This is a genomic window from Rhodoferax sp. OV413, from assembly GCF_900104385.1.
Lineage (GTDB): Bacteria > Pseudomonadota > Gammaproteobacteria > Burkholderiales > Burkholderiaceae_C > Rhodoferax_B.
The window spans coordinates 587017-605635 of the sequence record NZ_FNJA01000003.1 but is presented as its reverse complement, the minus strand read 5'-3'; the positions used below and the strand labels follow the sequence as shown (position 1 = coordinate 605635).

Below are 18619 nucleotides of genomic sequence, written 5' to 3'. Positions count from 1 at the left end.
GACCGTTGTGGTAACCGCAATCCGCTATCCTTGAGGCTTATCCACAACCGCACGTCCTGCATCCAAGGCTGTGTCAGACCCTTACCCCGCGCGCTCGTCCTCTGTTCCTGAACGTGAAGACAAGCGTGGCTTTCTGCAAAAACTCGCCGAATTCATACATCCCGGGCCGGATTCGCGCGACGAGCTTCTAGAAACCCTGTCCGAAGCCGAGGACAACCACATCATTGGTTCCGAGTCGCGCGTCATGCTCGAAGGCGTGATCCGCATGGCCGACATGACGGCCGGCGAGGTGATGGTGGCCGCCACCCGCATGGACCTGCTGAACATCGCGGCACCGTTCGACGAATTGCTGCACGTGGTGATCGAAACCGCCCACTCGCGCTTTCCGGTGTTCGAAGGCGAAAAAGAAAACATCATCGGCATTCTGCTGGCCAAGGATTTGCTCAAGCTGCAACGTGCGCCCGAGCTGAACATCCGGGCCCTGCTGCGCCCCGCGGTGTTCGTGCCCGAAACCAAGGGCCTGAACGACCTGCTGCGCGATTTCCGCGGCAACCGCAACCACCTGGCCATCGTGATCGACGAGTTCGGCCGGGTTGCCGGACTGATCACCATCGAAGACGTGCTCGAGCAGATCGTCGGCGAGATCGAAGACGAGTTCGACATTGCTGAGGACGACGGCGACATCTTCGGCTTGGCCGACCGCACCTACCGGGTCAGCGGCGTGACCTCGATCGAGCGGGTCAACGAGGCCTTCGGCGTGAAGCTGGCCGGCGTCGACCCCGACGACGCGTTCGAGACCATCGGCGGCCTGATCGCTCACGAAATGGGCCATGTGCCCAAGCGTGGCGAGCACTTTGCGTTGGCCGGGTTGAATTTTGTGGTGCTGCACGCCAAGGGCGGTGCGGTACGCTGGTTCAAGGTTTCGCCCGCGGCCGACAACGACAACACCGGTTGATGCGCAGCCTGTTTCGGCGGCGGCCCGGCGCGGCTCCGGCGCTGCTGCTGTGCGTGGCTGCGGGCCTGGCCCAGGCCGCGTCGATTGCCAACCCCTGGAACGGACTGCCCCTGTGGTGGCTGCAACTGCTGTCGCTGGGCGGACTGGTCTGGCTGCTGGAGCGCGCTGACACGCCCCGGCAGGCGGCACTGCGCGGCTGGTTGTTTGCCAGCGCCTGGCTGACCGGCACCTTTTGGTGGCTGTTCATCTCCATGCATACCTATGGCGGCCTGCCGGCGCCGCTGACCGTGCTAGCCGTCGGCGGCCTGGCCATGGCGCTGGCGCTGATTTATGCGCTGGCTTGTGGGGTTTTCAAGGCGCTGGCGCCCACCCATCCTGCGCTGCGTGCTATTGTTTTTGCATCTTCGTGGATGCTGGCCGAGCTGGCCCGCGGCCAGTGGTTTACCGGCTTTCCCTGGGGCGCGGGCGGCTATGCCCAGCTGGACGGGCTGGCGCTGTTTGCGCGCTATGTGGGCGTGTACGGCGTGGGCTGGATTGCGGCGCTGGTAGCTGCCTGTGTGTTGCTGCGCCAGTGGTTGCCTTTGCTCGCCGTAGGCCTGCTGGCCGGGGCGGCGCTGGCGGTACGCCTGCCGCCCAGCGACCCGGCGGCCGTGCTGCCGGTGACCTTGCTGCAAGGCAATATCCCGCAGGACGAAAAGTTCGAGATGGGTGCCGGCGTGCCTGTGGCCCTGAACTGGTACGGCGAGCAGCTGGCCCAGGCCCGCACGCCGCTGGTGGTGGCGCCCGAAACCGCCATCCCCATGCTGCCGCAGCAGCTGCCGGCCGGCTACTGGCCCGGCCTGCTGCAGCGCTTTGCCAGCGGCGGCCAGACAGCCCTGGTCGGCGTGCCGCTGGGCAATGCGCGCGACGGCTATCTGAACGCCGTGGTCGGCCTGCAGCCTGGCAGCCCCAAGCCCTATGAATACGCCAAGCACCATCTGGTGCCGTTTGGCGAGTTCATTCCGCCGCTGTTCAAGTGGTTCACCGAGATGATGAAGATCCCGCTGGGCGACTTCAACCGCGGCGCGGTCGGTCAGCCCTCGCTGGCAGTGGCCGGCCAGCGGCTGGCGCCCAACATCTGCTACGAGGATTTGTTTGGCGAAGAGCTGGGCGCGCGCTTCATCGACCCCGCGCAGGCGCCGACCATCTTCGTCAACGTCAGCAACATCGGCTGGTTTGGCAACTCGCTGGCCATCGACCAGCATCTGAGCATCTCGCGCATGCGCGCGCTGGAGTTTGAGCGGCCTATGCTGCGCGCCACCAATACCGGCGCCACTGCGATCATCGACTACCGCGGCCAGGTGACGCAGGCCTTGCCCCGTTTGACGCGCGACGTGCTGGTCGGCGAGGTGGAAGGCCGGGGGCTGAACGCCACCAGCGGCTGGCGCATCACGCCCTATGCCTGGTGGGTAGCCCGCGGCGGGCTGTGGCCGCTGTGGGGGCTGGGCCTGCTGGTCTGGCTGCTGGCCTGGCGCACCCGACGCTGACCTGGCGCTGATCCGGCGCTTAGGCGCTCATCACCACCAGCATCTGGGCCTCGGTACGGCCTAGCGACAGATAGATGTGGCCGATGCCGCTGTCGAAGTAGGCCGATTCATGGCGCCCCAGCTCGATGGTTTCGCCGGTTTCAAACTCTAGCCGTACCCGGCCGGACAGCACGGTGACGAACTCCTGGCCCGCATGGCGGATGAAGTCCGGGAACTGGCTGCGCTCCCGCGCCAGGATGCGCCCGTGCATGGGCGTCATGCGCTTGCCCGGGAATTCCGTGGCCAATGCGCGGTACTCGTAGTTGCCCGAGCTGTACACCGGCGCCGCCGCCACCGACGACCACACCACCGTGGGTGCAGCCAGGTCGGCCGGCGCGGGTGCGCGGGTGTCGAACAGCTGGTTGATGTCCAGCGCCAGCGCACGGGCCACGGCGGCCACTTTCTCGTAGCCCACCGACGATTGGCCAAGCTCCATCTTCGACAGGGTGGACAGCGGCACACCCGAGCGGGCCGACAGCTCCTTCAGCGTCAGCTTGCGTGACTTGCGGTAAGTGCGCAGACGCAGCCCCAGGCGTGCGCGGTCGGCCTCGGGTGCATCGGGAGGGGGACTGGCGGGGCGTGCGGGCATGTCGTTTTCCCTAGTGTGGGCCGGAAGCATCCAAGTTTTGCTGGACGGGCATGATTCTCGCATGTGAGAATTCTCAAATGCGAGAATTTGACGTCATCATCCTGGGCGCCGGCATTGCCGGTGCCTCCCTGGCCTGGCGCCTGGCGGGCCAGCGCAGCGTGGCCCTGCTGGAGCGCGAGAGCCAGCCCGGCTACCACGCCACCGGCCGCTCGGCGGCCATGTTCATGGAGAGCTACGGCCCGCCCATGGTGCGGGCGCTGACCCGCGCCAGCCGGGCGTTCTACGAGCAGCCGCCAGCGGGCTTTGCCGAGGTGCCGCTGGTGCATCCGCGCGGCGTGCTGTACCTGGCTTCACCGGGGCAGGAGGCGGAGCTGGCCAGCACCCGTAGCGCATTGGCATCTAGCTGCCCCGATCTGGTGGAGTGGGATGCCGCCACCACCCTGGCCCGCGTGCCCTGCCTGCGGCCCGAAATGGTGCACGGCGCGCTGTACGACGGTGGTGCGCAAGACCTGGATGTGCATGCCCTGCTCCAAGGCTTTCTGCGCGGCTTCCGGCGCAAGGCTGGGGCGCACAGCGCCGAGCTACACACCGGCGTGGAGCTGACCGGGGCGCGCCACGACGGCCAGCACTGGACGCTGGATTTCGCCGATGGCCAGAGCCTGCGCGCCCGCACCGTCGTCAACGCCGCGGGCGCCTGGGCTGACGAGCTGGCCGCGCTGTTCGGTGTCCAGCCGATCGGCCTGGTACCGCACCGGCGCAGCGCCTTCACCTTCCCCGTGCCCGAGGGTCTGGACGCATCCGGCTGGCCGGCCGTGGTGGGCGTGGACGAGAGCTATTACTTCAAGCCCGATGCCGGGCAACTGCTGGGCTCGCCAGCGAATGCCGACGCCACCGTGCCGCACGATGTGGTGCCCGAAGAGCTGGACATCGCCATGGGCATCCACCAGATCGAAAGCGTCACCACGCTGCACATCCGCCGCCCGGGCAGCACCTGGGCCGGTTTGCGCTCCTTCGTGCCCGATGGCGAAATGGTCATCGGCTTCGATGCGCACTGCCCGGGTTTCTTCTGGCTGGCGGCCCAGGGCGGCTACGGCATCCAGAGCGCGGCCGGCGCCAGCGCCTTGGCCGATGCGCTGGTCCGCGGCCTGCCTGTGCCGGACGAACTGCAGCGCCAAGGGGTGGACCCCGCGGCCTTGTCACCGGCACGGCTGCGCTAAGCACCTTCAATTCTTCATCCACCCACGAGGCCGCTATGCACCTACCGCCATTCCACGCCACGCGCCGCCGGCTGATCGCCGGTGGCATTCTTGCCTCCACCCTGGCCGCTGCGGGCGGGCTGGCGCAGGCGGCCGACTTCCCGGACCGGCCCCTGACCCTGGTGGCGCCGTATCCGGCCGGCGGTGCGGCCGACGTGCTGGCCCGCATCCTCGGCAAGACCTTGCAGGATCAGCTGGGTCAGCCGGTGGTGGTGGAGAACAAGCCCGGCGCCGGCACTGCGATTGGCGCGGCCTATGTGGCGAATGCCAAGCCCGATGGCTACACGCTGCTGATCAGCTCCAACTCCACCTTCACGTTGAACCCGGCGCTGCAGAGCAAGCTGGCCTACGACCCGGTCAAGGGCTTTGATGCAGTGGGCATGGTTGGTTCGGTGGCCCTGGCGCTGCTGGTGAATCCGACCGTTAAGGCGAGCAACGTGCAGCAGCTGGTGGCGGCGGTCAAGGCCAAGCCCGATGACTTTGTCTACGGCAGCTTTGGCAACGGCACCAGCTCCAACTTTGCCGGCGCCATGTTCAACAGCGCGACCGGCCTGAAGATGACGCACGTGCCCTACAAGGGCAGCGCGCCGCTGATGACCGACCTGATCGGCGGGCAGATTCCGATCTCCTTCGACACGGTAGTGGCCGCCTCGCAGCAGCTCAAGAGCGGCAAGGTGAAGGTGCTGGCCGTGGCCACCGCCAAGCGCTCCAGCGTGATGCCCGATGTGCCCACCGTGGCCGAAAGCGGCTACCCGGGCTTCGACATGACGGCCTGGCTGGCCCTGGTCGCCCCGCGTGGTCTGCCGCCCGCTGTCAAAGCCCGGCTGGAGAAGGCCTTGGCCGCGCTGATGGCCAGCCCGGACACGCAGGAGAAGATGAAGCTCGCCGGTTTCGAGCCCGCTTACAGTGCTATCCCTGACTGGGCGGGTATGGTGTCGGCCGACATCGCCAAGATGCGCAGCATCGCCGAACATTCGCAAATCAAGATTGAGTGACCAGCTATGGATACCCGCCTGCCCGAAACCTCCGCCGTCGAACTGCGCCGCCTGATCGGCAGCCGCCAGCTTTCGCCCGTCGAACTGATGGACGCCTGCATCGCGCGCATCGAAGCCCTGAACCCGGCCATCAACGCCATCTGCGCTACCGACTTCGACCGCGCCCGCAGCGCGGCCCGCGAGGCCGAGGCCCAGGTGATGCGCGGTGCGCCGCTGGGCCCGCTGCATGGCCTGCCGCTGGGCGTGAAGGACTTGCAGGACACCGCCGGCCTGCTCACCACCTATGGCAATGTGGGCCTGCGCGGCAACGTGCCCACGGCCGACAACTTGCTGGTGGCGCGGCTGCGCGCGGCCGGTGCCATCGTCACCGCCAAGACCAATGTGCCCGACATGGGCGCGGGCGCGAACAGCCGCAATCCGGTCTGGGGCGCGACCGGCAACCCGTTCAACCCGGCGTTGAACGCGGGCGGTTCATCCGGTGGCTCGGCTGCGGCGCTGGCGGCCGATCTGCTGCCGCTGTGCACCGGCTCGGACACCGGCGGCTCGCTGCGGATTCCGGCCGCGCTGTGCGGCGTGGTGGGGCTGCGGCCGTCGCCAGGCCTGGTGGCGAACGACGCGCGGCCGCTGGGCTGGTCGGTGATTTCGGTACTCGGGCCGATGGGCCGCACGGTGGCCGACACCGCGCTGCAGTTCGCCGCCAGCGTTGGGCCGGACCCGCGCGACCCGCTGTCGTATCCGGTGGACGCTTCGCAGTTCTGGCCGCTGAAGGACATCGACCTGTCCCGGCTGCGCGTCGGCACCACCGAAGACTTCGGCATGTGCATCGTCGACCCCGAGATCCGCCGCGTGTTCCGCCAGCGGGTCGAGGCGATCCGCCCGCTGGTCGCGCAATGCGAGCCAGTGGACTTGCAACTGGGCGACGCCGACCGCGCCTTCGACGTCCTGCGTGCCGAGAGCTTTGTGGCGGCGTTTGCCGATACCTTTCGCAACGCGCCCGAGACCCTGGGCCCGAACGTGCGCGCCAATGTGGAGATGGCCGCCGCCATCACCCTGGCCGACCGCGCCTGGGCGCACCTGGAGCAGACCCGTATCCAGCGTCGCTTCGCCAAGGCCTTCGAGCAGTACGACCTGATCCTGGCGCCAGTCACGCCGGTCTCGCCATTCCCCTGGACCGAGCTGTTCGCCGGCCGCATCGACGGCCAGGACATGCGCAACTACTACCACTGGCTGGGCCTGACCTATGTGGTCACGCTGGCCACCAACCCGGCGCTGTCGCTGCCCTGCGGGACGGATGAACACGGCATGCCGTTTGGCCTGCAGATGGTCGGCCGCCTGCATGGCGACGCGCAGCTGCTGTCGGCCGCGCAGGCGCTGGAGCAGGCGTTTGCCGCCAGCCCCGCGCTGTGCCGGCCGCGGCCCGATCTGCAGGCGCTGGCCCAGGCCCGGCCCGAGCTGAAGTCCATCGTCACCCACCCGCCCTTGCACGGCGAACCCGGTAGTTTCCCGGGTGGACGCACCGCGGTGTAGCGAAATTTGCTATTGAATAAATAGCTGCTGGTGCAGGTAATGCCAGCGCTGAAGGCACTTTTTATATAAATTCTCGAATGCCCGTGCCCGCATGCCGATGACCGGTAGCGATGGGGTTATGAAAAGAAGGCATGGGTCTTGCGAGGCCTGTGGGGTGTGCGTCGCTACCATCAGGCACCTCTGATTCGAGGCGTTTTCATAAGCACAACATCTACAGGAGCAACTCTTTATGCGCATCCATTTCGGGATCGACAAATTCATGGCAGGCGCCGCCATTGCGGCCCTATCCGCTTTATCCGCCTTCGCCTCTATCGCCCACGCCCAGGCGGCCAAGCCCAATGTGGTGATTCTGGCCACCGGCGGCACCATCGCCGGCGCCGGCGCTTCTGCCATCAACAGCGCCACCTACGCGGCCGCCAAGGTCGGCGTGGAAAAGCTGATCGCTGGCCTGCCCGAACTGGCCAATGTGGCCAATGTGCGCGGCGAGCAGGTGTTCCAGGTGGCGTCTGAAAGCCTGACCAACGACAACCTGCTGACCCTGGCCAAGCGCGTCTCGGCCTTGGCCAAGCAGGCCGATGTGGACGGCATCGTCATCACCCACGGCACCGACACCGTGGAAGAAACCGCTTACTTCCTGACCCTGGTGGAGCGCACCAACAAGCCCATCGTGATGGTGGCGTCTATGCGCCCGGGCACGGCCTTGTCGGCCGATGGCGCGCTGAACCTGTACGACGCGGTAGCCGTAGCCGGCAGCAAGGACGCCATGGGCAAGGGCGTGTTGCTGACCATGAACGACACCATCGACAGCGGCCGTGACGTGAGCAAGAACGTCAACATCAAGACCAATGCGTTCTCCAGCCAATGGGGCCCGCTGGGCATGATCGTCGAAGGCAAGAGCTACTGGTTCCGCGCGCCCATCAAGCGCCACACCATGAACTCCGAGTTCGACATCGACACCATCACCTCGCTGCCCAACGTGGAAATCGCCATGGGCTACGAAGGCGTGGCACCTACCGCCATTGAAGCCCTGGGCAAGAGTGGCATCAAGGCGCTGGTCCACGGCGGCCCTGGCAACGGCTCGGTGGCCGACCGCATCGTGCCCTACCTGCAAAAAGTGCGCGCCGATGGTGCCATCGTGATCCGCAGCGCCCGCGTGCCCGACGGCTTCGTGCTGCGCAATGCCGAGCAGCCTGACGACAAGTACGACTGGGTCGTAGCCCACGATCTGCGTCCGCAAAAAGCCCGCATCCTGGCCATGGTCGCCCTGACCAAGACCAGCGACACCAAGGAACTGCAACGGATCTTCTGGGAATATTGATGCCTGCGGGCCACCGGCGGCCTAGCTGCCGATGGCTGCAAAAATGATAGCTGCTAGCGCATATTGAATATGCGTTAGCAGCTTTTTTTATGTCTATTTGGGTGGTGGCTCTTTGCCGTCACGCCAGGCGCGGAACTGGTTGTACGAGTCTTTTTTGGCCGCGCGGCGTTCGCGTTTTTGCTTGCGGTGCCACCATGCCACGGCGGACCAGACGATGGTGCCCAAGGCCAGCACTGCGCAGAACAAATACGCCATAAACCAGCCGAATTCGCTGCCCGTGTCATCCATACACACCTCCGATTTGTTGTTTGCGTGCAATGTAAGCGCTGGCTGCGCGCAATAAGCGGGCCAAAGTCACACAAGCGGCCTTTTCCTGCGCGATGGCGGGCATTCGGCCGCCCGGGAATCGGCTAGCGCAAGCCCGGCCGGCAGACCCGTAAAATCAAAGATTAGGCCGCTACCGGTGGCCTCCTCTTTTGCAGACCTCCATGAAGACATTCCAGCAAATCATTCTGACCCTGCAGTCCTACTGGGCTGAGCAAGGCTGTGCGCTCTTGCAGCCCTACGACATGGAAGTGGGCGCGGGCACCTCGCACACCGCTACCTTCTTGCGCGCCATCGGCCCCGAGCCCTGGAAGGCCGCCTATGTGCAGCCCAGCCGCCGCCCCAAGGACGGGCGCTACGGCGAGAACCCGAACCGCCTGCAGCATTACTACCAGTACCAGGTGGTCTTGAAGCCCGCGCCGGCCAACATCCTGGAGCTGTACCTGGGTTCGCTCGAAGCCCTGGGTTTCGATCTGAAGAAGAACGACATCCGTTTCGTTGAAGACGACTGGGAAAACCCGACCCTGGGCGCCTGGGGCCTGGGCTGGGAAGTCTGGCTGAACGGCATGGAAGTCACGCAGTTCACCTACTTCCAACAGGTTGGCGGCATTGATTGCAAGCCCGCCACCGGCGAGATCACCTACGGCCTGGAGCGCCTGGCCATGTACCTGCAGGGCGTGGACAACGTCTACAACCTGGTCTGGACCGACGGCCTGAGCTACGGCGACGTTTACAAGCAGAACGAGGTCGAGCAATCGACCTACAACTTCGAACACAGCGATACCGACTTCTTGTTCACCGCCTTCACCGCGCACGAAAAACAGGCCAAACACCTGATCGGTGCGCAACTTGCTCTGCCCGCCTACGAGCAGGTGCTGAAAGCCGCGCACAGCTTCAACCTGCTGGACGCACGCGGCGCCATCAGCGTGACCGAACGCGCCGCCTACATGGGCCGCATCCGCAACCTGGCCCGCAGCGTGGCGCAAAGCTACCTGGACAGCCGTGCCCGCCTGGGCTTCCCGATGGCGCCCAAAGAATGGGCTGCCGAAGTCCTGGCCCAGATTGAAAAGAAAGCCGCCTGATATGACCGTGAAGAATCTACTGGTGGAGCTGTTTGTCGAAGAGCTGCCACCCAAGGCCTTGAAGAAACTGGGCGACGCGTTTGCCGGCGTGCTGCTGGAGCAGCTCAAGGCCCAAGGCCTGGCGACGGCCGAATCGCAGCTCACCGCCTTCGCCTCGCCGCGCCGCCTGGCTGCGCACATTACTGCCGTGGCCGCTTTCGCCGCCGACAAGGCCGTTTCGGCCAAGCTGATGCCCGTGGCTGTGGGCCTGGGTGCCGACGGCCAGCCCACGCCTGCACTGCTGAAAAAGCTGCAGGCGCTGGGTGCCGACGCCTCCGCTGTCGCCAGCCTGAAGCGCGCCATGGACGGCAAGGCCGAAGCCCTGTTTCTGGAACGCACGGTGGCCGGCGCCACGCTGCAGGAAGGCCTGCAAAAAGCCTTGTCGGAGGCCCTTGCCAAGCTGCCCATCCCCAAGGTCATGCAGTACCAGCTGGCCGACGGCTGGAGCAGCGTGAACTTTGTGCGTCCGGCCCACGGCCTGGTGGCTTTGCACGGTGCCGACGTGGTGCACGTCGAAGCCCTGGGCCTGCAGTCCGGCAATACCACCCATGGCCACCGCTTTGAAGCCGCGGTCGATCCGGTGGTGCTGAAGGATGCCGACAGCTACGCCGCCACCCTGGCCCGCGATGGCGCGGTGATCGTCAGCTTTGCCGAGCGCCGCGCCGACATCGTGCGCCAGCTGAATGCAGCTGCGGCGCAGATCGGTGGTGGGGTGCGTGCTATCGAAGATGAAGCATTGCTGGACGAGGTGACGGCCTTGGTCGAGCGCCCGAATGTGCTGGTCTGCAGCTTCGAAGAAGAGTTCCTGGGCGTGCCGCAGGAATGCCTGATCCTGACCATGAAGGCCAACCAGAAGTACTTCCCGCTGCTGAACGCCGCTGGCAAGCTGACCAACCAGTTTCTGATCGTCAGCAACATCCGTCCAGACGATGCCAGCCAGGTCATTGGTGGCAATGAGCGCGTGGTGCGTCCGCGCCTGGCCGATGCCAAGTTCTTCTTCGACCAGGACCGCAAGAAGACCCTGCTGTCGCGCGTCGAAGGCCTGGACAAGGTGGTTTACCACAACCAGCTCGGTTCGCAAGGCGAGCGCGTGCTGCGCGTCCGCGCGATTGCCAAAGCCATTGCCCAGCAGCTCGGCGGCGACGCCCTGGCGCAGCAGGCCGACCAGGCCGCGCAACTGGCCAAGTCCGACCTGGTGACCGACATGGTGGGCGAGTTCCCCGAGCTGCAAGGCACGATGGGCCGCTACTACGCGCTGAACGACGGCCTGCATGCCGACGTGGCCGATGCGATTGAAGACCACTACAAGCCGCGCTTTGCCGGCGACAGCCTGCCGCGCAATGCGGTGGGCATCGCCGTGGCGCTGGCCGACAAGCTGGAGACCCTGGTCGGCATGTTCGGCATCGGCAACCTGCCGACCGGCGACAAGGATCCGTTCGCGCTGCGCCGCCATGCGCTGGGTGTGCTGCGCATGCTGACCGAGCAGAACCTGGCGCTGGATGTGGCCGGCCTGGTCGATACCGCATTCGACGTGCTGGGCGACAAGCTGACCGCGCCGCGCGAGGCCTCGGTGCAAGCCCTGCTGGGCTTCATCTACGACCGCCTCGGTGGCAGCCTGCGCGAGCAGGGCTACAGCGCCCAAGAAGTCGACGCCGTTCTCGCCCTGCGCCCGCAGCGCCTGGCCGAAGTGCCCAAGCGCCTGGCCGCTGTACGCGTGTTCGCGGCCCTGCCCGAAGCCGCGGCCCTGGCCGCGGCCAACAAGCGCATTGCCAACATCCTGAAGAAGGCCGATAGCGTGGACGCGCATGTCAGCCCGGTGCTGCTGAAGGAAGCCGCCGAAGTGGCCTTGTTTGCCGCGATGGAGGCGACCGCGCCCACGGCCCAGGCGCAGTTCGAGTCCGGCGACTACACGGCTTCGCTGCAGTCGCTGGCGGCGCTGCGCGCACCGGTGGATGCGTTTTTCGACGGCGTGATGGTGAACGCCGAAGAGACCGATGTGCGCCTGAACCGCCTGGGCTTGCTGCAAAGCCTGCACAACGCCATGAACCGCGTGGCCGACCTGTCGAAGTTAGCGAGCTGACATGAAAATCGCCATCCTGGACCGCGACGGCACCATCAACGCCGACAGCGACGAGTTCGTCAAGTCGCCCGAAGAATGGCTGCCCTTGCCCGGTGCGCTGGAGGCGATTGCCAAGCTCAACCATGCGGGCTGGCATGTGGTGGTGGCGACCAACCAGTCGGGTCTGGGCCGCGGGCTGTTCGACATGGCGGCGCTGAATGCCATGCACGCCAAGATGCACAAGCTGCTGGCGGCTGCCGGCGGCCGCATCGACGCTGTGTTCTTCTGCCCGCATGCGCCCGACGAGGGCTGCCATTGCCGCAAACCGGCGCCGGGTTTGTTCGAGCAGATCGGCGAGCGCTTTGGTATCGAGCTGCACGGCGTGCCGACGGTGGGCGACAGCCTGCGCGATCTGCAGGCCGGTGTGGCCGCGGGCTGCGAGCCGCATGTGGTGCTGACCGGCAAGGCTGCGGCCTACCGCGGCCATGCGACGCTGCCGGTCGGGTTCCCGGTGGGCACCTGGGTGCACCAGGACCTGCTGGCGTTTGCCAACTTCCTCATCCAGCGCGAGTCGGCCGCCAAGGCCGCGGCGTCTTAGTGCTATTTAATTAATAGCTGCCTGCGCATATTGAATATGCGCCAACTACCTAAAAGATCAAAAAATGCCTTTGTTGCGTTCTGTTGTACATATGCTGTGGCTGGCGTTGACCGTCATCCCCTGGGCCCTGGCCGTGCTGGTGCTGGCGCTGTTTGCCGGCCCGACCCGCATCTACTGGGCCTGCGCGCGCTGGCTGAAGCTGGCGGTGGACAGCGGCACGGTGATCCTGGGCATCCAGAACCGTATTACCGGTATGGAAAACCTGCCCACCGGCCCGCTGGATTCGGCGGTGTTGCTGTGCAAGCACCAGTCCACCTGGGAGGCGCTGCTGATGCCGGCCATCATGCCGCGCCCGCTGGCCTATGTGTTCAAGAAAGAGCTGCTGTGGGTGCCGTTCTTTGGCTGGGCCATGGCCTGCATGGACATGATCCACATCGACCGCAGCCAGGGCAGCCAGGCCTTCAAGAAGATGGTGGCATCGGGCAAGCGCCTGGTTGGTCAGGGCACCTGGATCATCCTGTTCCCCGAGGGCACGCGCATCGACCGCGGCCAGGTCGGCGAGTACAAGACCGGTGGCACGCGGCTGGCGATCCAGTGCGGCGTGCCGGTAATTCCTATCGCCGTGACCTCGGCCAAATGCTGGCCGCGCAAGGCCTTCATCAAGACCCCGGGCATCGTGGACATCTCCATCGGCAAGCCTATCCCCAGCGTGGGCCGCCGCCCGGATGAGCTGATGGCCGAGGTGCAGGCCTGGATCGAAGCCGAGATGCGCCGGCTCGACCCCGAGGCTTATCCGCCGCTGGAAGCCGCTAAATAGCGTCTAGCGGCCGTTGATGCGGTCCAGCAGCTTCTGCACCTGCTCGTTGGCAGCGCTGCGCTGCTCGCTGTCGATTTGAAACTGCAGCTCGTGCAGGAATAGCGAGGCCCGTACCCAGGCATCGCGCATGCCCTGCAGGGCCTCGGCCAGCGCACGCAGTGGAGCGTCGTCGGCATCCTCTTGCGGCGCTGTGTCGGACATCAGAACGCGCTCCATTCCTCTTCGTCGGCCGCCGTCTTGGCTTTGGGCAAGGCCTTGGGCGCCGCCGGTTTGCTGGCCAGCGCGGGCGGACGGGCTGCGGCAATGGCGGGCCGGGCGGCTTTGAACGGCACCGGCTTGGGTGCACTGGCCCGCGTGGCCAAGGCGGTTGAACCGCTGCCACCGGGTAGCTGGAACACGGCCACCGTGCCCACCAGCTCGTCGGCCTGGTGGTTGAGGCTGCCGGCGGCAGCGGCCATTTCTTCCACCAGCGCGGCATTCTGTTGCGTCACCTGGTCCATCTGGATGATGGCCTCGCCGACCTGCGACACGCCACTGCTTTGCTCGCTGCTGGCGGCGCTGATCTCGCCCATGATGTCGGTGACCCGGCGGATCGAGCCGACCACCTCGGTCATGGTCACGCCCGCCTGGTCGACCTGGGCTGTGCCTTGCTCGACGCGCTCGACGCTGGCGTTGATCAGCTGCTTGATCTCCTTGGCGGCTTCGGCGGAGCGGCCGGCCAGATTGCGTACCTCGCTGGCCACCACCGCAAAGCCGCGGCCTTGCTCGCCGGCCCGCGCGGCTTCAACGGCTGCGTTCAAGGCCAGGATGTTCGTTTGGAAGGCAATGCCGTCGATCACGCTGATGATGTCGGAAATCTTCTTCGACGAGTCGTTGATGCCCTTCATGGTTTCGACCACCTGGGTGACTACCTCGCCGCCGCGGATGGCCACCGCGCTCGCGCTCTGGGCCAGCTGGTTGGCCTGGCGCGCGTTGTCGGCGTTTTGCTTGACGGTGGCATTGAGCTGCTCCATCGAGGCGGCGGTTTCTTCGAGGGCGCTGGCCTGCTGCTCGGTGCGGCTGCTCAGGTCGTTATTGCCCTGGGCGATCTGGGCGCTGGCGGCGGCCACGCCCTCGGCATTGCTGCGCACATGGCTGACGGTGCGGATCAGCGATTCCTGCATGCGATGCACCGTGGCCATCATGCTGGTGCTGTCGTTGGGGCGCACTGGCACCGGAGTGTCCAGCTTGCCATCTGCCACGCGCTGCACGGCTTCGCTGACCTGGGCGGGTTCGGCGCCCAGGGCGCGGGTCAGGCTGCGGGTGATGGTCCAGCCCAGCAGGCCGCCCACCGCAGCGATGGCGGCAGCCAGTGCGACCATCAACATGGCATAGTGGTTGGCATTGGTCGAGGCTTCATTGGCCAGGCCTTTGCTCAGGCCGGCCTGGTAGTCGGTCACGTCGTCAACGGCTTTGAACAGTGTGCCCTGCACCGCACGCAGCGGGCCGACCAGCACGTCGGCGGCTTCGGGTGCCTTGCCTTGTTTGGCCAGATCCACCACCTGGTCGATGCCTTGTTCGTAGTGGACCCGTGCGTCCACAATGGTTTTCAGGTACTCGCGCCCTTTGGGTAGGGCGGGAGACATGCTTTTGTCCAGCTTTCCCAGCAGCTCGGTATTGGCGGCACGCATGTGGGCAATGGTTTTTTGCTCGGCTTCGTGGAATGCCGGGTCTTGCTTGAGTGCGATATTGCGGGCGGTTCGGGCAATGGTGTTGAAGTTGTCCTTGATCTCCGAGAACTGGTCTACCTTGAGCATGCGGTTGTTGGCGATCTCGTCCAGGTTCGAGGCCATCTGCTGCATTTGCACCGCGCCCAGGGTGGCGATCACCATGCCGAGGACGATGGCGCTACCGAAGCCCAGGCTCAGGCGGGTGCTGACTTTCAAACGATCAAGTGCCATGGTGGTTCCTTGTGTGGATGAAGAAAAAAAGCCGAAGAAGAGGATGGCCGGCAAGCATGTAAACCAGGTGCAGAGGGGCAGATTCCCTCCACCTGTTGCCTGGTATTTTTGTAAGGGCTGGGCGCCGCAGCGTCAAGCCGCAGAGCGGGGCGGGAGATTGCAAACATCCTCCTTGTTGAGGAGCTTTTTCGGGCGATGGGTGCGTTAAGTCACGTCTGCCGGACATAGGCCGAAGTAGCGGGTCGGGAGCACCACGCTAAACTTTCCACTTATGCGCAACTTACTGCAATTCACCCTCGATCTATTTGGCCCTGCGCAGCAGCCAGCGCAGTCCCCGATTCCGCTCCCTGTTTCCCCTATGAATAGCAAGAAGAAAAAGGCCAAGGCGCCGACCCACGCGGCCTTGGCTGCGCCTGAGTTGGCCGCCGACGCCATGCAGTTGGACAGCGCCGCCACGGGCCAGGTGCTGGCGTCGCCGCATTTCGCGCACCCGCTTGCCACCCGCCAGGCCCAGCTGGGCAATGTGCTGGTGGCCTATGCGTTCAAGCGGGCCAAGCGCCGCAGCATCGGCTTCGTCGTCGGTGCCCAAGGCCTGGTGGTGAGTGCGCCGCGTTGGCTGCCGCTGGCCGGGGTGGATGCCGCCGTGCGCGACAAGGGTGGCTGGATCGTGCAGAAGCTGGGTGAGGCGCAGGAGCGCCAGGCCCAGCAGCAGGCTACGCGCATCAGCTGGGTGAATGGCGGCACGCTGCCGTACCTGGCGCAGCCGCTGGTCATCGACCTGGTGCCTACGCAACGTGGTGCGCTGTTGAACGGCGCGGTGCTGCAGCTGGGCCTGCCGCTGGATGCGCCGCCCGACAAGATTCGCGCAGCCGCGCACAAATGGCTGCTGGCCCAGGCCCGCGTGCTGTTTGCCGAACGGCTTAACCACTTCGCCCCGCAGCTGGATGTGCAATGGACCCGCTTGGCTTTGTCGAGTGCGGCAACCCGCTGGGGCAGCGCCAATGTGACAGGTGCGATCCGGCTGAACTGGCGCCTGCTGCACCACCGCATGGAGGTGATCGACTACGTGGTGGTGCACGAGCTCAGCCACCTGCGCCACATGGACCACAGCGCGCGTTTCTGGGACACGGTGGGCTCGATACTGCCCGGCTACCCGGCACTGCGCGCAGAGCTGCGCAGCTTGACCGTCCCTAAGTGGGAGGATTGTTGAACACCCCCAGGCTTGCCCGCTGCGCGTGGCCTCCCACCCCCTTGCAGGGGGCAACACCGGTGGCCCGGCTGAGCCGGTTCCACGGTGTTTCTGGTATTGCGCCGCTGGTTGGCGTTTAAGCGCTGACGGGAAGCTCTTCGCTCTCGCCCGGCACTAGGCCGTGCGGATAGGCCAACGGTGTGGGGCTGAAGCGGTACACGCCGTCGGCGCTACGCTGGCGCTGCAGATATCCATCCACCCACAGCTTGTGCAGATGCGCTATGGCTTCGCCCATGGCGAAGGTGGTCTGGTGCAGGTCCAGCTGGCGTTTGAACAGCACAGGCAGGATGTCGGCTGCGCTACAGCTTTGCTTGTCGCGCGCGAACGCCATCACCCGGCCCAGGTGGTCGCGGTGGTGGTCGTGCAGCTGCTGGATGCGCGTGTGCAGGCCCTGGAAGGGCTTGCCGTGGGCCGGCAGGGTCAGGGTGTCGGTGTCCAGTGCGGCAAACTTGTCGATCGAGTCCAGGAACTGCTGCAGCGGGTTGGATTCCGGCTCCATGTCGAACACGCTGACGTTGGTGGAAATGCGCGGCAGCATCATGTCGCCGCCGATCAGAATGGGGAAAGCCTTGTGCAGGATGCCCTGCGTGTCCGTCTGGGCGCTGACGGCATTGCGCGCCACCCCCTGCTGCACATCCGCGCAGTACAAGGCGATGTGCTCGGGCGCGTGGCCGTAGCCGCTGATGCACTGCCAGTCGCGGCCGCCGATGCGCAGGGTCTGGCCGTCTTGCATGCGCACAAAACTCGGCGGTAGGGCTGGCACCATGGCCGCGTAGTAGCTGGTGCGGGCGCTGATCTTGGCCATGGCTTCCGGGTCGGTCAGGCCGTGCTTCTGGAAGAACGCCGCTGCCCCGGCGCCGCCGTTGCCGCTGGTGTGCTGGCTATGGTGGTAGGCAGTGAAGTAGTCGGTGGCGCTGATCCACAGCGGTGCGTTCCAGCGCTCGCACAGCCAATAGGCCAAGCCGATGTGGTCGGGGTGCATGTGGGTCACGATGACCCGCAGGATAGGCAGGCCTTCTAGCTGGGTGGCAAAAATCTCTTCCCACTGGGCACGCGATTCGTCGCGGCTGATGCAGCAGTCGACCACGCTCCAACCGGCGCGTCCGTCGATCTCGTCGCGCAGCAGCCATAGGTTGATGTGGTCCAGCGCAAACGGCAGCGCCATGCGGATCCAGCGCACGCCCGGTGCCACGGCCAGGGTCTGGCCTTGCGCGGGCAGGGCGTCGCCCAAGGGGTAGTGCAGTTGTTGTTCCAGCAGGTTCATGGCGGTATAGTTGACGTTTACGTAAACGTCATTTTAGACACCATGGCGATCAGCACCTACAGCATCAGCGACCTGGCCCAAGAGTTCGATCTGACCACCCGCGCCATGCGCTTCTACGAAGACATGGGCTTGCTGCAGCCCGAGCGCACCGGCCCGGGCGGCCGCACCCGCGTCTACAGCGCGCGCGACCGAGCCCGGCTCAAGCTCACCTTGCGCGCCAAGCGGCTGGGCCTGAGCCTGACCGAGGCCAAGGACGTCATCGACATGTACGACAGCCCGCGCGATACCGCACCGCAGCTGCAGAAGTTCCTGCTGGTGCTGGCCGCCCACCGCGAGCAGCTGGAGGCGCAGCTGGCCGAGCTGCTGGCGAATATCGACGAAGTCAAAGCCCACGAGAAAGAGGCGCGGGCCTTGCTGGGCAAAAGCGCTAAAACCACCAAGGCCGCCAAGCCGGCGGCCAAACCGCTGGTTTAAGGCGCGGGCTTGGCCAGCGGCTGGCCTTTTTCCACCACATACACCCCGACCAGCTTGATCGGCACGCTGCCGTCGTTGTGCGCATCGTGCACCACGCCGGCAGGCACCACAAACGATTCGCCGGCCTTGACGATGCGCGGCGGCTGGCCGTCGACCAGCAGCGTGGCTTCGCCCTCCAGTACGTAGCTGATTTCGTCGCCCGGATGGGTGTGGCGGCCGGCTTTGGCGCCCGGAGCCACTTCGACCCGTGCCACCACGGCCTCGCGCCCGGGCACCGACACATCGGCCCGGCCCACCAGGGTGCGCTGCAAGCCGCTGTTCTGGGCCATGGCGGCGCCGGCGCAGGCCAGCCCCAACAGTAAAAGCGTACGCGCGGCGGCGTGGGGGAATGCATGCATCTCTGTCTCCTGCAAATAGTGGGTGTGTTCTGCGGAAATTTCCGCCTGGGCATTCTCTGCCCAGCGGGCGGTTTTGTGTACAGATTCCCCAAATGCGGCCAGCATGGCTATACTTTACGTTGACGTAAACGTCAACTTAAAAACGGCCGACACGATCGGCCGATAACCAG

Annotated in this window: 18 protein-coding genes; 12 read left to right on the top strand and 6 right to left on the bottom strand. The window is 65.7% G+C overall.

Annotated features, from left to right (window positions below; all coding sequences use genetic code 11):
• Positions 1-70: 70 nt before the first annotated feature.
• Together BLT66_RS14505 and lnt are read left to right on the top strand one after the other, a co-directional pair.
• Positions 71-955, top strand: coding sequence for an HlyC/CorC family transporter (locus BLT66_RS14505; RefSeq protein ID WP_092758413.1), 885 nt, complete (start codon positions 71-73; stop codon positions 953-955).
• Positions 955-2481, top strand: coding sequence for an apolipoprotein N-acyltransferase (gene lnt / locus BLT66_RS14500; protein WP_092758412.1), 1527 nt, complete (start codon positions 955-957; stop codon positions 2479-2481). Before BLT66_RS14505 ends, lnt begins: the two co-directional genes overlap by 1 nt.
• A gap of 19 nt (positions 2482-2500) precedes the next feature.
• On the opposite strand, the gene BLT66_RS14495 is transcribed toward lnt, so the two are convergent.
• The gene (locus BLT66_RS14495; RefSeq protein WP_092758411.1) at positions 2501-3109 is read right to left on the bottom strand and encodes a helix-turn-helix domain-containing protein; all 609 of its coding nucleotides are present in this window, start codon (positions 3107-3109) and stop codon (positions 2501-2503) included.
• Between the two features lie 77 nt (positions 3110-3186).
• Here BLT66_RS14495 and BLT66_RS14490 point away from each other — a divergent pair, with 77 nt between their 5' ends.
• From BLT66_RS14490 to BLT66_RS14475, 4 genes are all read left to right on the top strand, one after another.
• Entirely contained in the window at positions 3187-4326 is a 1140-nt protein-coding gene (locus BLT66_RS14490) for an NAD(P)/FAD-dependent oxidoreductase (RefSeq protein WP_092758410.1), read from the top strand.
• Between the two features lie 35 nt (positions 4327-4361).
• A complete protein-coding gene (locus BLT66_RS14485) occupies positions 4362-5360 on the top strand; it encodes a Bug family tripartite tricarboxylate transporter substrate binding protein (RefSeq protein WP_092758409.1) in 999 nt (332 codons plus the stop codon).
• A gap of 6 nt (positions 5361-5366) precedes the next feature.
• Positions 5367-6887, top strand: a complete 1521-nt coding sequence (locus BLT66_RS14480; RefSeq protein WP_092758408.1) for an amidase — start codon at positions 5367-5369, stop codon at positions 6885-6887.
• 229 nt (positions 6888-7116) lie between these two features.
• Positions 7117-8205 carry an asparaginase gene (locus BLT66_RS14475; protein WP_092758407.1) on the top strand — a complete coding sequence of 363 codons (1089 nt, stop codon included), beginning with the start codon at positions 7117-7119 and terminating at the stop codon, positions 8203-8205.
• A gap of 93 nt (positions 8206-8298) precedes the next feature.
• Here the strand turns inward: BLT66_RS14475 and BLT66_RS14470 are convergent, their stop codons facing one another.
• Positions 8299-8493 (bottom strand): hypothetical protein, encoded by a 195-nt coding sequence (locus BLT66_RS14470; RefSeq protein WP_092758406.1) that lies wholly within the window; start codon positions 8491-8493, stop codon positions 8299-8301.
• Between the two features lie 200 nt (positions 8494-8693).
• Between BLT66_RS14470 and glyQ the strand changes: the two genes are divergently transcribed.
• The 4 genes from glyQ (at position 8694) to BLT66_RS14450 (ending at position 13124) form a co-directional block, all read left to right on the top strand.
• Positions 8694-9611: a glycine--tRNA ligase subunit alpha gene (glyQ, locus tag BLT66_RS14465; RefSeq protein ID WP_092758405.1), complete on the top strand. Its 918-nt coding sequence runs from the start codon at positions 8694-8696 to the stop codon at positions 9609-9611.
• 1 nt (position 9612) lies between these two features.
• Positions 9613-11730, top strand: coding sequence for a glycine--tRNA ligase subunit beta (gene glyS / locus BLT66_RS14460; RefSeq protein ID WP_092758404.1), 2118 nt, complete (start codon positions 9613-9615; stop codon positions 11728-11730).
• 1 nt (position 11731) lies between these two features.
• Positions 11732-12307, top strand: a complete 576-nt coding sequence (gene gmhB / locus BLT66_RS14455; protein WP_092758403.1) for a D-glycero-beta-D-manno-heptose 1,7-bisphosphate 7-phosphatase — start codon at positions 11732-11734, stop codon at positions 12305-12307.
• Positions 12308-12371: 64 nt separating this feature from the next.
• A complete protein-coding gene (locus BLT66_RS14450) occupies positions 12372-13124 on the top strand; it encodes a lysophospholipid acyltransferase family protein (RefSeq protein ID WP_092758402.1) in 753 nt (250 codons plus the stop codon).
• A gap of 3 nt (positions 13125-13127) precedes the next feature.
• Here BLT66_RS14450 and BLT66_RS14445 read toward each other — a convergent pair whose 3' ends face one another.
• A complete protein-coding gene (locus BLT66_RS14445; RefSeq protein ID WP_143029225.1) occupies positions 13128-13325 on the bottom strand; it encodes a hypothetical protein in 198 nt (65 codons plus the stop codon).
• Entirely contained in the window at positions 13325-15064 is a 1740-nt protein-coding gene (locus BLT66_RS27425) for a methyl-accepting chemotaxis protein (RefSeq protein WP_092758400.1), read from the bottom strand. Before BLT66_RS27425 ends, BLT66_RS14445 begins: the two co-directional genes overlap by 1 nt.
• A gap of 358 nt (positions 15065-15422) precedes the next feature.
• Between BLT66_RS27425 and BLT66_RS14435 the strand changes: the two genes are divergently transcribed.
• The gene (locus BLT66_RS14435) at positions 15423-16274 is read left to right on the top strand and encodes a M48 family metallopeptidase (RefSeq protein ID WP_255406915.1); all 852 of its coding nucleotides are present in this window, start codon (positions 15423-15425) and stop codon (positions 16272-16274) included.
• A 115-nt stretch (positions 16275-16389) separates the two neighbouring features.
• On the opposite strand, the gene BLT66_RS14430 is transcribed toward BLT66_RS14435, so the two are convergent.
• Entirely contained in the window at positions 16390-17577 is a 1188-nt protein-coding gene (locus tag BLT66_RS14430; RefSeq protein WP_092758398.1) for an MBL fold metallo-hydrolase, read from the bottom strand.
• Positions 17578-17619: 42 nt separating this feature from the next.
• On the opposite strand from BLT66_RS14430, the gene BLT66_RS14425 reads away from it, so the two are divergent.
• Positions 17620-18051, top strand: coding sequence for a MerR family transcriptional regulator (locus tag BLT66_RS14425; protein ID WP_092758397.1), 432 nt, complete (start codon positions 17620-17622; stop codon positions 18049-18051).
• Here the strand turns inward: BLT66_RS14425 and BLT66_RS14420 are convergent.
• Positions 18048-18449 (bottom strand): cupin domain-containing protein, encoded by a 402-nt coding sequence (locus BLT66_RS14420; protein ID WP_092758460.1) that lies wholly within the window; start codon positions 18447-18449, stop codon positions 18048-18050. The two genes, BLT66_RS14425 and BLT66_RS14420, sit on opposite strands and share 4 nt — an antisense overlap.
• Between the last annotated feature and the right edge of the window lie 170 nt (positions 18450-18619).